Origin of the sequence: Vibrio sp. Y29_XK_CS5, from assembly GCF_024181835.1 — a bacterium.
Lineage (GTDB): Bacteria > Pseudomonadota > Gammaproteobacteria > Enterobacterales > Vibrionaceae > Vibrio > Vibrio harveyi.
The window spans coordinates 128,989-144,046 of record NZ_JAMZAM010000005.1 but is presented as its reverse complement, the minus strand read 5'-3'; the positions used below and the strand labels follow the sequence as shown (position 1 = coordinate 144,046).

Below are 15,058 nucleotides of genomic sequence, written 5' to 3'. Positions count from 1 at the left end.
TCTTTCGTTTTTACTGTTTATCAGCGACTTAACTAACAACCATCTTAGTAAATTGCTTTCAGGGCTGAGTATAATATTTCAGAGTGTGAAAAAAATTGACTTGGATCAGTTCTCACAACTGAAATACCCCCAAAGTAGTGGTTTACCACAACAAAACAACATAAATCATTGATAAATAAATAAATTAAACTTCACTTCTTATTGAGCAAAAAAGAAGCAAACGAACTAAAAACTAAAAGAAATAACAACAATCTGTAAAAAAGTTTCATTTTTAGCCAACAAAATTACATGTGGACCCTAATTTTTGTGCTACTGAGAGTATATCGAATACGTCTTATCTCTCTACAAACCACCTTTCTTTTTGTGAAAAATGTGCGAATGTTAACGTTTGTGTAAATCAGTATGCTCTCTCATCAATTTTCTACGTAACAATTCGTTTCCAGATTGAATACATTTTCTTCAATAATTAGTTTTTCTCACAAATACTAGCCCAAATACGTTAGTTTTTTTCATTTCTTCCTACCGCACTTTTGCCTTACATTACCGCCTAAAATTACCCCCTCTCTTTTTCACTATTGTGAACGTTTACGAGTAAGCAACATGCAGACTTTAGAGTTAGCTATTTTCCTACAGTTTTTCTTAGGTTTGGTCGCAGCAGTGAACCCTGTTGGTATCATGCCTGTGTTCGTATCACTAACCGGTCATATGACACCAGAAGAGAAAAATAAGACCGCCACGACAGCCAACGTTGCCGTTGCGATTATTTTGATCATTTCTCTTTTTGCTGGTCAGTTGTTGTTGGATATGTTCAGTATTTCTCTGGACTCTTTCCGTGTTGCGGGCGGTTTACTACTTCTGAGTATCGCGTTCTCGATGATGAGCGGTAAACTGGGTGAAGATAAGCAAAATAAACAAGAGAAGTCGGAATACGTAAGCCGCGAACAAATCGGTGTAGTACCGCTAGCGATGCCTTTGATGGCAGGCCCAGGTGCAATCAGCTCAACCATTGTTTATGGCGCACGTTACCCAAGTGCACTCGACACGGTTGGTATTAGCGTTACGATCATGCTGTTTTGTTTTTGCTCTTGGTTGTTGTTCCGCTCTGCGCCTTTGATCGTTCGTTTCCTTGGTCAAACAGGCATCAATGTGATTACCCGTATTATGGGTCTAATCTTGGGCGCTCTTGGTATTGAGTTTATTGCTAACGGTTTAAGAAACCTATTCCCTGGTTTAGCCTAAATTTCATAACTTCTGGTATGATGTTGCAATCCGTTTCATTTTAACGCTGACAGTGCAACATCATGCCTCGCAAGTCTTTCAAGCATCATTTATACGTCATTATTTTCGGTACTCATACACGTGCTGGGCGTGCCTTCGATATCGCACTGATTATTGCGATCATTACTTCTCTCGTGGTTTTGATTCTAGAATCACTGCCATCGGTAATGACTGAATGGTCGCGAGAACTGCGTTACATCGAATACACCTTCACAGCCCTATTCACTATTGAGTATTTATTAAGACTGTACTGCTCTCCAAAACCTAAGTCTTATGCCACCAGCTTTTATGGTGTAGTTGATCTGTTCGCGATTCTGCCTACCTATTTAGCGATCTTCTTCCCTGGTGCTTCGTTTATGGGTGTAGTGCGATTACTACGTGTCATGCGTATCTTCCGCATCTTGAAATTGGTGCGCTACCTACAAGATTCCAACATATTGCTACGCTCTCTATTGATGGCGCGTCGTAAGATTCTTATCTTCTTTAGCACCGTAGGTATTCTGGTCACCATTTTCGGCGCACTGATTTTCGTTATTGAAGGTCCGCACAACGGCTTTACGAGTATTCCTAAAAGCATCTACTGGGCGATCGTAACGATTACCACTGTTGGGTATGGCGACATGGTGCCGCAAACTCACCTTGGGAAAGCCATCGCATCATTAACTATGCTGCTCGGTTATTCGATACTTGCGGTCCCAACCGGCATTATCACTGCTGAACTCAGTAATGAGATGAATGCGCACAAACAATTAGTAAAGTGCCCGAATTGTAATCGCTCTGGTCATGATTCAGATGCGATGCATTGTAAGCATTGTGGCAGTGAACTAGCAGATCCTGATAATCGCGTCGTGAGTGCGGACGAGGAAGAATAGAACAGGAATCGGCTTTCGATGCCTAAAGTGGAGCGCTCCCGAATCTCAGGGCGTAATGCCTCCAACAAGAGATTCCCGACTGCGCTCCTTCGTCGCTTTCGGGAATGACGCGGCGTTAGTTTGGAGAACAATATCTCTCACTCTAAAGAACGAGGGCGCCAGCCCCTCTATTTGTCTCTCTTAATAAAGAACTTTCGCAAAGTACAGCCCGTTCCGTACTCCAGACTTACGATCAAAAAAGCCGATGAATTCACATCGGCTTTTATATAGCTTTTAGCTCTCAAGAAACGCAGTGTCCGTTCTTTTACGCTTTCTCAGCAAGAATGATGCGTAGAGTACGGCGTAATGGCTCTGCTGCACCCCATAATAGCTGGTCACCGACAGTGAACGCATTTAGGAAATCGTCGCCCATTGCCATTTTACGTAGACGACCAACAGGGATTGACAGGGTACCTGTTACTTTCGCAGGCGTAAGTTCTTGAGCCGTGATGTCGCGGTCATTCGGAATCACTTTTACCCAGTCGTTGTGCGTTGCGATGATTTCTTCGATTTCATCCATTGGCACATTTTGCTTAAGCTTGATAGTCAGTGCTTGAGAGTGACTACGCATTGCACCGATACGAACACACGTACCATCAATTGGCACTGGTGCATCTTGGAAACCAAGGATCTTGTTCGCTTCTACACCCGCTTTCCACTCTTCTTTACTTTGACCGTTGTCGCGCTTGACGTCGATCCAAGGAATCAAAGAGCCGGCTAGTGGCACACCAAACTTATCGGTTGGGAATGAAGAGCTGCGCATGGTGTCGGCAACTTTTTTATCGATATCGAGAATTGAACTCGCTGGATTTGCTAGTTCAGAGCTTACTGAGTCGTTGATTACGCCCATCTGAGAAATCAGCTCACGCATGTTTTGCGCGCCTGCACCAGATGCCGCCTGGTACGTCATCGCACTCGTCCACTCGACAAGACCTTTCTCAAACAGACCGCCAAGACCCATAAGCATCAAGCTAACGGTACAGTTACCACCAACAAACGTGTTTGTACCACCGTGAATGCCTTGTTGAATTTGTTTCAGGTTAACAGGGTCCAGCGTGATGATAGAGTCGTCGACCATACGAAGTGTCGAAGCAGCATCGATCCAGTAACCTTTCCAGCCAGCTTGACGAAGCGCTGGATAAACTTTCTCTGTATAACCACCACCTTGACACGTAATCACTGCATCAAGTTGTTTTAAACTGTCAATATCGAACGCATCTTGAAGTAAACCAGCTTCTTTACCTAAGTTTGGAGCTGGGATACCTATTTGAGACGTACTGTAGAAAACTGGCTCGATCAAATCGAAATCTTTCTCTTCAACCATACGTTGCATTAGGACTGAACCCACCATGCCGCGCCAACCAACTAAACCTACTCTCATCGCACTAACTCTCCATGTATATTTTTGAATACTTTCTCCATAGTTCAATTTTCGACACAAAATCTCAAGCCCTAATTTGCAAATAAACACAACTTTTTTAACGTTTACCGCGAATTTTTATAATCCAAGGTATTTTCTTCTCTTTTCTTATCGGTTCAGCACTAAAACCTACCGAGAAAACTGCCAACACTGTGCTACATGGTCTTACCACTCAATGAGAAAACAACATTTGCAGCACATATTTTTTACATCACAAAACATTTCAAACTATTAAACTTAAAGTTTTTTAGTTATTAATTTCACAAGCAAACGTTTTATCGGATGAAAGTCAAGATAAAGCACCAAATGTTCGAAATATAATTTTTGTTAATGTATGTTATGCGCGATTAAAACAGGGAGCGGCCTTCCTCTATTGCTCCATGAACGACAGAGGCACATATGAAGCAAGTTACAACACGTCTTCCTAGTCTGATACAGGTATTTATCTCACTAGGTTTGTTTCTTCTTTTGGCATTTTCATTTACTGCCAAATTAGACCTTCCAATCCAGCTTGCGCTGTACATTGGTTGGTTCATTATCATGTTATTGGGTCTAAGATTAGGTCACCAATACAAAGACCTTGAAAAAGCAGCACTAAACGGGATTTCTAATGGTTTAGGTGCCGTGCTGATCCTTCTTGCTGTAGGTGCCTTAGTCGGTACTTGGATCTCTGGTGGTATCGTACCAACCATCATCTACTACGGCTTAAAAGCCATTCACCCTTCTATCTTCTTGTTAGCGACAATGATCATCTGTTCTTTGACTGCGTTAGCAACAGGCACTTCTTGGGGTGCGGCAGGTACTGCTGGTATTGCCATGATGGGAATTGGTCAAGGTCTTGGGGTTCCAGCACCAATTACAGCTGGCGCGGTTTTATCAGGTTGTTACTTTGGCGACAAAATGTCTCCACTTTCTGATTCCGTGATTCTTGCTTCTTCAATGTCAAACGTAGAAGTCGTAGAGCACATCAAAGGGATGCTGCCTATTGCCCTGATCAGTTACATCATTACGGGTATTATGTTTACTGCATTTGGCTTCCACTTCGCAGGTAAAGTGGATATGAGCCAAGTGGACTCAGTAATTCAGGCTATGGAACAACAATTTTTCATTACGCCTTATTCTTTTGTTCCAGTCATTATCGTATTGGCTCTACTCGCTATGCGCATGCCTTCTTTCCCTGTGATCAGCTTCGGTTCACTACTAGGTATTATCTGGGCAGTAATGATTCAGGATGTAGACTTCCTAACGGCATTCAATACCGCTTGGGCACCATTTGCAATTTCTTCGGGTGTGGATTTCATTGACTCGATTCTGAACCGAGGCGGTATGTCTTCTATGCTAGGTTCTGTTGCAGTTATCGTATTTGGTCTTGGTTTTGGTGGCTTGCTAGATAAGGTGGGCGTACTTGAGACAATTGCAAAACTGTTCGAGCGACGTGTTCAAAGTGCGGGTTCTCTGGCGACAAGCACCATTGGTACAGCTTTCATGGGTAACGTATTTGGCTCGGCGATGTACGTATCACTGATTCTGACACCAAAAATCTGTGCGAAGAACTACGATCGCCTTGGCTACAAACGTAAAAACCTATCTCGTAACGCCGAGTTCGGCGGTACGTTAACGTCAGGTATGGTGCCTTGGAGTGATAACGGCATCTACATGGCGAGTATTCTGGGTGTGGCAACATTGTCTTACGCGCCATTCATGTGGTTGAGCTTCGTGTGTATTATCGTCACTATCTTCACGTCGTACATGGGTTGGTTTGTCGATAAATGCGAACCAACAGCACCAGCAACAGAAGAAAAAGCAGAAGGTGAACTAAAGCAGCAAACGGCTTAAATAGTTCTAACTTCCAATAGAATAGAAAAAGGACCGACGATTCGGTCCTTTTTTATGTTTGTCGTTTGGCTAAGCTCTGGCTAATCAGGCAGATTTGGTACCTGCTCTTACCGCTGAACGTTTACCTAAGGCATAGCCCAAAACAAGAGGAGCAAAGAAGATCACTAGGATGAACAAAATGAAGTAGATGATGGTGCTCTTCACCAGTTCGATCAGTTTATCCATTGCAAGGTTCACAACCTCTTGTGAAACGTGGTCGAGGTCTTGCGCAAACTTCTCTCTTTCGTTTGTAATAATTTGAGCAATCTCTTGGCGTTCTCTCGCCACCATTTTTTCTAGTGCTTGTCGCTCTTCACTCAACTGAACCAAGCGCTCTTCTGTTTTCTGGTCGATATCTTCAACAAGTGGCTGCAACTGCACTGCCATTTGCTGTGCCAAGTTACGCATATACTCTGGGTTATTATCGATAAAGTCTTTCAACGACTCAGAAGTAACCTTCAAGCTGTTTAGCGCTGCATTTACTTGTTCGATACTTGCTGAGCTATTGAGTGCGAGCAACTGCGCTTTCCACGTCATGATTTTTGGTGTTTGTTCAGACACTAAGCTCAAACGATCAGACACATCACCGATAGCCTCAGGCATCGTACCCAATGTCGTTACAGCTTCTTCCTCACTGATCTGATTCACTTGTAACCAAGCTCGATAAGCTGGTGTACGGATCATACTCAAATCCGCGAATGGGTATTTCTCAACAAAGTCAGCCACAAACACTTTGGTTGTCGAGTACACGTCTTTTTTCAACAAAGATTGTGCAAGCTTATCGACTTCCTTGGCTAAGTGAGCAGACACTTGTTGTGCTTCCCCGGTAGTGAATAGATCTTTCCCTGCACCGACACTGAAGAACTGGTCCATTTGGTGAGTAAATACCCACGTGTCAATCAGCGCCGCCATTGGCGAGACTTGGTAAGCGGCAGCTTGAAGCCCTTCTTCCGCATTGATTTTCCAAAGTAAAATATAAGATTGGTTTACTTTGTCGTTAGGCTCGTAGTTGTCTTGGAGCACATCGGCAGCTTGCTCTACTTGAGCAAAGAACTGCTGAGCGTATTCACGCGTCATAATGCGCATGTTTAGCTCTTGTTTGGTGAGCGGTACAGTTTGACTATCGATTTTTACTTCTAAGAGAGAGCATCCCGAAAGGCTTAAAACCAGACAGGCTATCAACCAAGAAGACAGTCGGCGGATGAACATGAAATTACCTATGATCAAATGGTGTAGGACAGGAACAGTGACGAACCAAAGCATAAGGTTCGCAAGCGCCCCTTAATACCTGAATCTCTACTATTTTAAGTCAGAGGAATATCAATCTGTTAGCACTTCTCGAATGTTTTCACTATTAAGAACTGCCTCAGCAAAAAGTGTCGTTTTCTGCAGGGTATCTTCCAACATATCCAGCTTGCCTGTAACGACTTCCTGACCTTGTTTAATTAAAGATTCGATATCCCCAGATATATAGTGTAGAGGCATCGCCCCAATGCTGCCTGACACTCCCTTCAAGCTATGGGCGATACGCTGAGCGTGTTCTTCATCCTTACCCTCAGCTATCAATGTTCTTAGCTTCGTACCATCTTCAGAATGATCTTGTATGAAAACCTCTAACAACATACGCACAGACTCTTCATCACCAGAGAGCGAATCAAGCATTTTCTCTATATCGATATAAGGCTCATCCGTCTCCACGCTCACACTCGCGGCTAAAGAAGATGCATCGTCATTCTCTTCTTCTAGAGGTGTGGTTGGTTTTACCACATCCACAGGCATGCGCTCCTCACCACTTGGCTCGGTAACTTGCTTCTCTGTCGGCAAAATCACTTCAGATGGGTTCGGCTTCATTGGTGTATCCGTTTTTTCACAAGGTTGAATTGGAGCATCTAAGACTGGAGTTTCCTTGTAGAACAAAGCCCAAGAAACCACTGCGAGTAAGGAACCACTTACTAACACTAAAAAGGAGATGTAAAACATCAGCTTTTGTTCAAGAGAGCTAATGACAGAGGCAAACTGATTAGAAAATTCAGGGTTAAGCAATTGGTTAGCGAGGTGGCTGCCTTGAGCATGAGCGGCAAGCACATTTGACGTTTGAGCCAATCGACGTTGGAACGCCCCTTGCTCTTTTTGCTCTAGCTTTTGTGACTCGGTAAAAAGAGAATCAAGCTCTTGGTAAGTATCTGAGCTTGTCGCTGCATCGCTAAACATGGCTTCTAAGACCAAAGCACCTAAGCGATAGTACATGGTTCTCAGTTGCTCAGAGTTACTGGCTGACTCTCGGCTATTATGGAGTTGGTCAGCCAGCGCGACTAGCTCACTATCGCTACCGATAAATGTTCTCGCGCCTTCAAGAAAGCGATCAGTTGAATAAAGCAGTTGCGTTAAGTCCGGACCACCCCAGCGGTCAGAGTACTCGCTCTGCAATTGCAAACGAACTGCATAAACAAGCTGAAGTTTGAGAGAGACTTGGTCAACGTGCTGAGCACGATAAGGCAGCTCAAAGTTAAAGATATGACGCACTTCATCAACCTTGCTGCTGAGTTCATCAACGGTTGAAATCGTACGTATGGTTTGTTGAGCTTGCAGCCAAATACCCACAGCAAAGGCACACCATACCGCAAACAAAAACCAGATTGCTTGTTTTATTCCCTCTTTGAATTGCAGCAACGCCCATTCCTCAATTATCTCTATTAATAACAAGCATATACCATGAATTGCGCTTTTAGTGTGCACACTTCACATAAAAAAAGAGAGCACAATGCTCTCTTCTTTCAATTAATTACGGCTCAACTGATCTTTCAAGTTTGGCGGTGTGCCTTTAATCGTAAGCGTGTCTGTCTCTGGATCGTAGAAAATACGCTCACCCAGCAACAGGCTATCAAAGCTAATATTTAAGCCGCCACCAGCACCAACGTACTTAGTTAGTTTACGCACTGTAGAACGGTCGCCTGGGAATGACTCTTCCAACTCGTAACCTTGCTCTTTGGTGAAATCCATAAAGCTAGTACCATCTTGGCTAGGAGGAAGCTCACCAGACAGTTCAGAGATTTGCACCTCGTCGCCTGATTTAATTTGCTCGTTACAGTAATTGTAAACCTGCTTTTTGTATTCGTTCGCTTCTTGCTTTTCTAACTTAGAATCGGCACAGAAATCTTCCACCGCCTGCATCAGCACTTGGTTTTGCTGTTTAGTGTCTAAACCAACATCCGCTTGCAAGAAATCCAAGAAGAAGTCTGCCACTTTACGACCTACGCGACCTTTGATGTAAGAAAGGTAACGGTTTGAATCACGATCAGTGTCATAACTCGATAGATCGATGCGTGCCGCGATGTCCATCTTAGTGATGTCTAAATAATCCGTAGCATCGATATCTAAGCCTTCTGTCACTTTTAGGCTTTGGTTCATTGGTAAGATACCAATAAATAAATAATCCGTAGCCAAGCTCTGATACTCAGCAAAGACTAAGATACCTTCGTCAGCAAATGGGTACTTGATCAACTCTTCTTTCAAGCGATTTGCACTAATTTGTGAGAAATCATAAAAATCTCTCTCTCCTTTGCGCATTTCTTGAAGCCAAAACTGAAATTCGCTGTCTGATTGGAAAGAGCCGAAGCCTTTTCCTGCTTTAGAATGGAATACGCGATGCAGTTCCGCGACAAGGTTTTCTGTTGAGGTATCGTTTTCTAACGACGCCGGGCGAAGTTTAACAACCAGTTCGTCCTGATCGTTTTTGCACAATTGATGCAGAATAACGTTTGAAAGATGAAGGCTCATAGTGATTTTATCTTGCTACAAGGTTTAAGTTGTTGGGCATTGTAGGTTATCATAAGCCGCTTTTACTATCATTATTAGAGTCTTTATGCCGATTACATCTAAATATACTGACGAACAAGTAGAGAAAATTCTTGCTGAAGTGGGTGCTGTTCTTGAAAAACACGCTGCTTCTCCTGAGTTGACGCTAATGATTGCCGGAAATATCGCAACCAATGTCTTAAATCAACAAGTTGCTGCTTCACAACGCAAAGTTATTGCTGAAAAATTTGCTCAGGCACTGATGTCTTCTCTTGAAGCGCCAAAATCACACTAAAAACGGATAATAGAACAAGTACATGGTAGACAGCGGAAACTCATACGGCGAACGCGTATCCCGACTAGTAGGTTGGGGGCATTGGTTTGCATTCTTCAACATCGTCGCTTCGATGTTGATAGGTACACGCTATATCGTTCAATCGCCTTGGCCAGAAACCCTGATGGGTCAATTCTATTTGGCGGTTTCGTGGGTGGGGCATTTTGGCTTTCTTGTTTTTGCTCTGTACTTATTGGTTCTATTTCCGCTGACGTTTGTCCTGCCATCTAGGAAACTCTTCCGTTTGGTGGCAGTGATATTTGCTACGGTTGGTCAAACCGTGCTGCTGATTGATACTCAAGCGTATCAATCAATTAATCTGCACCTAAACCCTGTGGTTTGGGAGTTGTTGTTTAGCGAAGACAAAAGCGCACTCAGCTCAGATCTCCAACATTTATTTGTTGTGATGCCGCTGATCTTCCTTGTTCAACTCGCTTTATCTGAATGGGTATGGCGTAAACAGCGCAAACTTTCTCATAAACACGTTGGTCGACCATTGGCTGCCGTGTTCTTCTTAAGCTTCATCGCGAGCCATTTGGTTTACATCTGGGCTGATGCTTACTTCTACAATCCTATTACCAGCCAACGCTCTAACTTCCCACTGTCATACCCTATGACAGCGAAGAGCTTTATGGAAAAACACGGTCTTCTTGACCGCGAAGAGTACCTAAAACGCTTAGCTGAGAACCAAGGTAATATTGATTTAGTAAGCTACCCACTAGAGAAGCTAGAATTCAATCGTCGTGTTAACAAGTTAAACGTGCTGATGATCAGCGTGAACAACTTACGTGCCGACGCATTGAACCAAGACGAAATGCCGAGCTTGTACCAGTTCGCACAAGACAATCAAAACTTTGTTAATCATTACAGTTCGAGCAATGATACATACGGTGCATTTGGGTTGTTCTATGGTTTACCGAGTAGCTACGCAAGTAGCATCAAAGCTCAAGGTAGCGCACCAGTTATGCTAGATGTACTGAAAGATCAGGGTTATAGCTTTGGTTTATTCAGTGGCAATGGCTTTGAAGAAGACTTGTATTCTGAAGTTATCTTCCGCGGCTTAAACTTGGCAAACTCACTCGATGGAAGCCAAGCTCATACCGATCCACAATCTATTTCTGCGTGGAACACATGGCTAACAGAGCAAGCCCAGCAGCCTTGGTTTAGCTTCATTGAAGTGACAACCGTTGATAACTTCGAATCAGAAACGATGGCAGCGAATGAAGAGCTCCCTGCTAGCGAGCGATTCAAGCAAGCTTACGAGCAAGCGGTAAAATCGGCTGATAAAACAGTTGCGAAGATCATCGCAGACCTAGAAGAAAAGCAACTGCTTGCAAACACGATTGTGGTTATTACCTCAAACCATGGTAGCGAGTTCAACGAAACCAATACCAACAGTTGGGGCGCAAACAGCAACTACAGCAAATATCAACTGCAAGTGCCTATGGTTATCCATTGGCCAGGTATGCTACCAGCGGAATTTACCCACAGTACAAGCCACTTAGACTTGTCAGTGACACTGTTGCAAGACATGCTGGGCGTATCTTCAAACCCATACGATTACAGCAGCGGGCGTAATTTGTTTGATGAAAGTCGCCGTCGTTGGATCTTAGCCGGCGATACACGTGAAATCGCACTGATCACCGGCTCTCAAACGACCGTTATCGATAAGTTTGGTAACTACAAGCTGTACGATGACAATTACAAGCGTTTGCGCGAAACATCGCCTAAACTGCCTGTTCTAATGCAAGGTTTGACAGAGCTTCAACGCTTCTATTCTAAAAGCAATTAATTGAACAAAAGCTCTCCACCCGGAGAGCTTTTTTGATTCTTTTCTCCACAAACAACACAAAATCGTGCACTAAACGTCCAAACGATTCATTTTAGGGTTTACAAGATTTTCAAAGCCTTATATTATGCGCCTCAACAAAGGAGAGATGGCTGAGTGGTTGAAAGCACCGGTCTTGAAAACCGGCATACGTTAATAGCGTATCTAGGGTTCAAATCCCTATCTCTCCGCCACATTTAGAAAGCCCGTTGAGAAATCAGCGGGCTTTCGTCGTTTTAGCGTTTGGAAAATTGCGGGATTTCTAAATCCCTAGTTGAGCGCAACCCCGGACTAGGCGTCCCCGCACTCAGCCACATTTAAAAAGCTCGTCGAGAAATCAACGAGCTTTTATCGTTTTAGCGCTCGGAGAATTACGGGATTTCTAAATCCTTAGTTGAGTACAACCTCGATACGTAGCCACTCTTAGAAATGTTCGTTGCGATGCGAATCAAAAAAGAGTGCCACTACTCCAAACATTTATCACTCCTCAACTGATAAGAAAAAAGCCCACAACCTGAAGTGTAGGTGTACCTTGAGAGTGACTTACATTTATTATTAGGCGAATTATAAGGTGTTTATAACTGTTGCTAAGGTTACAGCTAGCCTAATATTTATCTCGGCAAATGACAGGCTCTCTTTCTGGCATGTGCTAAATCCATCTATTTGTTGCTTAGACAACGTCAAAGGCTAGGAAAATAAAAAGGGAAAGGATTCCCATCTTAACATCCCAATCAAGTGTAAAACCCGTTAATTATCGATGTCGTCTTCATCGCATTCCCGCGACTTGGTTAACCCTTCTTGATTTTGCTTTTCATGCAAAGCTTCGATTAACTTTTTATCAACTTCTGCAAAATATAGGTCTTCGATTGCTTTCTCCCGCAAACGCAGCTTTTCCGTAAAACCCATACGCTGCCGCCTCTTTTTTGACAATACTCACCTTAAGTATAGGTCTTAGGCTTGCCACAATAAAAAAGGTGAGACATCAGTGCCTCACCTTTCACAATCATTGGTTCTACTATCGTGGTTTATATACGCTTTCTGCGGCATTGATAAGCTGCATGTGAATGGGTACTAAATCTGAGTGATTACTTCGATACCCACCACCAACAACAGCGGCAACAGGAATCCCTTTATCTTTCATCAACTGCATTATGAAACGGTCTCGTTCATATATCCCTTGCGTGGATACGTCAAAATAACCAAGTTCATCGTCGGTATGTATATCTACACCCGCATCATAGATAACCATATCCGGGCGGTGCAGGTTGAGCGCCATTTCAACCACTTCTTTAAACGTCATTAAGAAAGTATCGTCACTGGTTCCTCGGCTCAACGGAACGTCGAGATCTGAATCCGGTTTCCTCGCGGGAAAGTTCTTATCACAATGGAAAGACAGGGTGATGATATCAAGCTCGTCTGCACATAAAGTTGCAGTACCATCACCGTGGTGCACATCGCTATCAATAATAAGCACTTTGTCTACGTGCTCTGTCTCCAGCATGTGTTTTGCCGCGATCACCAAATCATTGAATAGACAAAAACCACTTCCAAAATCTTTATGCGCATGATGGTAGCCACCGCTAAGGTGAATCGCGACACCGTGCTCTAATGCCTTTTCTGCAGTCAAAACGGTGCCCGCTGTCGACATAAGCGTCCGCGATACTAAGGTCTCACTCCAAGGAAATCCTATTCGACGCATTTTAGCTGCCGGCATATCGCCACTAACAAGCAAATCCACATACTCCCCACTATGAACCAGCTTGATCTCATCCACGTTAAGCGGTTGAGGTTGGGAAAATTCGATATGTTGTCCCCAATCTTGTTGAACCAACTTGTCCTTCACCGCTTGATAAAGGTATTGGTACTTCATAATTGGATAACGGTGACCTTCCGGCAGTTCCAGTTGTGAGTAGATGGGATGATAGATCAGTGGCAACATGAGACATTCTTTTCAACAATCATTGTGAAATAGTACCAACTCCAAGAGTTGATTAAAAAGGAAATTAATTGATAATGATTTTCAATATCAATTAATTTCCTTTCATTATGAACAAAACGTTATATACGATCCTTGGCGCTTTCTTTGGCTCTTTTTGCGCGATATCGCTTTTCATGTCAATGATGGTTGGAGCTTGGTGGCTGGTTGATTTTATTGCTCTGAGCTAACACAATGATCTTACTTCTATATCACCTAATTGAATCACACAGATAGGCACACCCATGAGTCAGACAGTCTTTATCACCGGAGCAAATCGCGGCATAGGCTTGAGCCTAACAACACTGTATTTACAACAAGGTGCTCACGTACATGCGACCAGTCGCAATCTAGCAGAAAGCAAAGATCTGCAAGCGTTAGCATCAAACTATGACACGTTAACTTTGCATGAGTTAGACGTCACCAATTACGACGATGTTACTGAGTTAGCTAACCAACTCCCTGCTATCGATCTGCTGATCAACAATGCTGGGTATTACGGGCCGAAAGGTTATGGTTTTGGGAATACAGACGTTGATGAATGGCGTCAAGTATTCGAGATAAATACGATCGCGCCCTTAAAGCTTGTCGAGAGCTTCTATCCTGTAATGAAAAAAGGGACAACTAAGAAGATCGCATGTATCTCTTCTAAAGTTGGCAGCATGACAGAAAATACCTCTGGAGGTGGTTACATCTATCGCTCTTCTAAAGCTGCACTAAACTCAGTAGTAAAAAGCTTAAGTAATGATTTAACAGGAGAAGGTTTTACCGTACTCGCCCTACACCCAGGCTGGGTACAAACAGCAATGGGCGGACCAAACGCCCTTATCGATACTCAAACCTCCGCAGCAGGTCTTGCAAAAGTAATAGAGCAAAGCTCGCAGGAAAACTCTGGTCAGTTCATCAACTACGACGGAACCATGCTTCCTTGGTAATCTTTTGCAATCAATAGCTTAAAGTTTGGTCACGACAATCTAATCGTGTCGTGATCTTTCTATCCCCCCTTCTTTATCTCATCACTTTACTTGAATTTCACTCATTCCTATCCAGACTTAGTGAGGATATCGACCACTAAGGAGAGTAACCATGGCTGCAGATAAAGATCTGGTCAATTTCAGTGAAGATCATGAACTCAATTACTGCTTGAGAAGTGCAGGTAAACGTCAAACTCAAGCGAACCGAGACACGCTTGTCGACTTGGGACGACAAGTAAAGCAAGATTTAGGAAAGCGTGTTTTAACGCAAGATGATGTGCGCGGTGCGATACAAAGTAATGGGGAGCTATTTGATTAGCAGCGATCCATAAATGATAAAAAGCGGCAATCCAGGTGCCGCTTCGCTTATTGATTATTTAGACACTTTCTACCTAAGTAACCTCGAGATGCTAGGTTCAGCGAGAATGACTTGGTTTGTAGACGCGACGGCGATTTAAAGGTTTAGTGGGTCTAAATCAAGAATCGGCAACAAAGTATACAAGCCAAGACCCTTATATTTGCAAAGAGTGCCCTTTGGGAGCGTATCTTTGACTCGCTTTTTTAGTCAAACAAATGGCTGCGTCAAACAACTTGGAAAGAGCTGGCTATTACGCTGCGTTGTTTTCCTTGACCTCGAATCAATGACAACGCTCTGAATCCTGCATCTT

The 15,058-nt window shown here is 43.4% G+C and carries 13 protein-coding genes and 1 tRNA gene; 8 read left to right on the top strand and 6 right to left on the bottom strand.

Translation table 11 applies throughout. The features are described from left to right. The first annotated feature begins 600 nt into the window (after positions 1-600). On the top strand, positions 601-1,239 hold the full coding sequence (locus NL647_RS19345; protein ID WP_005444661.1) for a YchE family NAAT transporter: 639 nt from the start codon (positions 601-603) through the stop codon (positions 1,237-1,239). 62 nt (positions 1,240-1,301) lie between these two features. Beyond that, on the top strand, positions 1,302-2,150 hold the full coding sequence (locus NL647_RS19340; RefSeq protein WP_253650571.1) for an ion transporter: 849 nt from the start codon (positions 1,302-1,304) through the stop codon (positions 2,148-2,150). A gap of 304 nt (positions 2,151-2,454) precedes the next feature. Here NL647_RS19340 and asd read toward each other — a convergent pair whose 3' ends face one another. Next, positions 2,455-3,570: an aspartate-semialdehyde dehydrogenase gene (gene asd / locus NL647_RS19335; protein WP_009698522.1), complete on the bottom strand. Its 1,116-nt coding sequence runs from the start codon at positions 3,568-3,570 to the stop codon at positions 2,455-2,457. A gap of 438 nt (positions 3,571-4,008) precedes the next feature. Here asd and nhaC point away from each other — a divergent pair, with 438 nt between their 5' ends. Next, the gene (gene nhaC / locus NL647_RS19330) at positions 4,009-5,445 is read left to right on the top strand and encodes a Na+/H+ antiporter NhaC (protein ID WP_253650570.1); all 1,437 of its coding nucleotides are present in this window, start codon (positions 4,009-4,011) and stop codon (positions 5,443-5,445) included. 84 nt (positions 5,446-5,529) lie between these two features. Here the strand turns inward: nhaC and NL647_RS19325 are convergent, their stop codons facing one another. From NL647_RS19325 to yejK, 3 genes are all read right to left on the bottom strand, one after another. Then, positions 5,530-6,693: a chemotaxis protein gene (locus NL647_RS19325; protein ID WP_253650569.1), complete on the bottom strand. Its 1,164-nt coding sequence runs from the start codon at positions 6,691-6,693 to the stop codon at positions 5,530-5,532. A gap of 111 nt (positions 6,694-6,804) precedes the next feature. After that, positions 6,805-8,154, bottom strand: coding sequence for an Hpt domain-containing protein (locus NL647_RS19320; RefSeq protein WP_047516615.1), 1,350 nt, complete (start codon positions 8,152-8,154; stop codon positions 6,805-6,807). A 108-nt stretch (positions 8,155-8,262) separates the two neighbouring features. Next, positions 8,263-9,261, bottom strand: a complete 999-nt coding sequence (gene yejK, locus NL647_RS19315) for a nucleoid-associated protein YejK (RefSeq protein WP_005444652.1) — start codon at positions 9,259-9,261, stop codon at positions 8,263-8,265. A gap of 85 nt (positions 9,262-9,346) precedes the next feature. Here yejK and NL647_RS19310 point away from each other — a divergent pair, with 85 nt between their 5' ends. The 3 genes from NL647_RS19310 (at position 9,347) to NL647_RS19300 (ending at position 11,635) form a co-directional block, all read left to right on the top strand. After that, positions 9,347-9,574 (top strand): YejL family protein, encoded by a 228-nt coding sequence (locus tag NL647_RS19310; protein ID WP_005444651.1) that lies wholly within the window; start codon positions 9,347-9,349, stop codon positions 9,572-9,574. 22 nt (positions 9,575-9,596) lie between these two features. Continuing rightward, the gene (locus tag NL647_RS19305; protein WP_009698525.1) at positions 9,597-11,405 is read left to right on the top strand and encodes a DUF3413 domain-containing protein; all 1,809 of its coding nucleotides are present in this window, start codon (positions 9,597-9,599) and stop codon (positions 11,403-11,405) included. A 139-nt stretch (positions 11,406-11,544) separates the two neighbouring features. Continuing rightward, positions 11,545-11,635 (top strand) — tRNA-Ser (locus NL647_RS19300). A 553-nt stretch (positions 11,636-12,188) separates the two neighbouring features. Here NL647_RS19300 and NL647_RS19295 read toward each other — a convergent pair. Together NL647_RS19295 and NL647_RS19290 are read right to left on the bottom strand one after the other, a co-directional pair. Then, positions 12,189-12,347: a hypothetical protein gene (locus NL647_RS19295; protein ID WP_253650568.1), complete on the bottom strand. Its 159-nt coding sequence runs from the start codon at positions 12,345-12,347 to the stop codon at positions 12,189-12,191. 109 nt (positions 12,348-12,456) lie between these two features. Then, positions 12,457-13,380 carry a histone deacetylase gene (locus NL647_RS19290; RefSeq protein WP_017189346.1) on the bottom strand — a complete coding sequence of 308 codons (924 nt, stop codon included), beginning with the start codon at positions 13,378-13,380 and terminating at the stop codon, positions 12,457-12,459. 281 nt (positions 13,381-13,661) lie between these two features. On the opposite strand from NL647_RS19290, the gene NL647_RS19285 reads away from it, so the two are divergent. Then, positions 13,662-14,351, top strand: a complete 690-nt coding sequence (locus tag NL647_RS19285) for an SDR family oxidoreductase (protein WP_017817825.1) — start codon at positions 13,662-13,664, stop codon at positions 14,349-14,351. 151 nt (positions 14,352-14,502) lie between these two features. After that, a complete protein-coding gene (locus NL647_RS19280) occupies positions 14,503-14,709 on the top strand; it encodes a hypothetical protein (RefSeq protein WP_005444646.1) in 207 nt (68 codons plus the stop codon). Positions 14,710-15,058 lie beyond the last annotated feature (349 nt).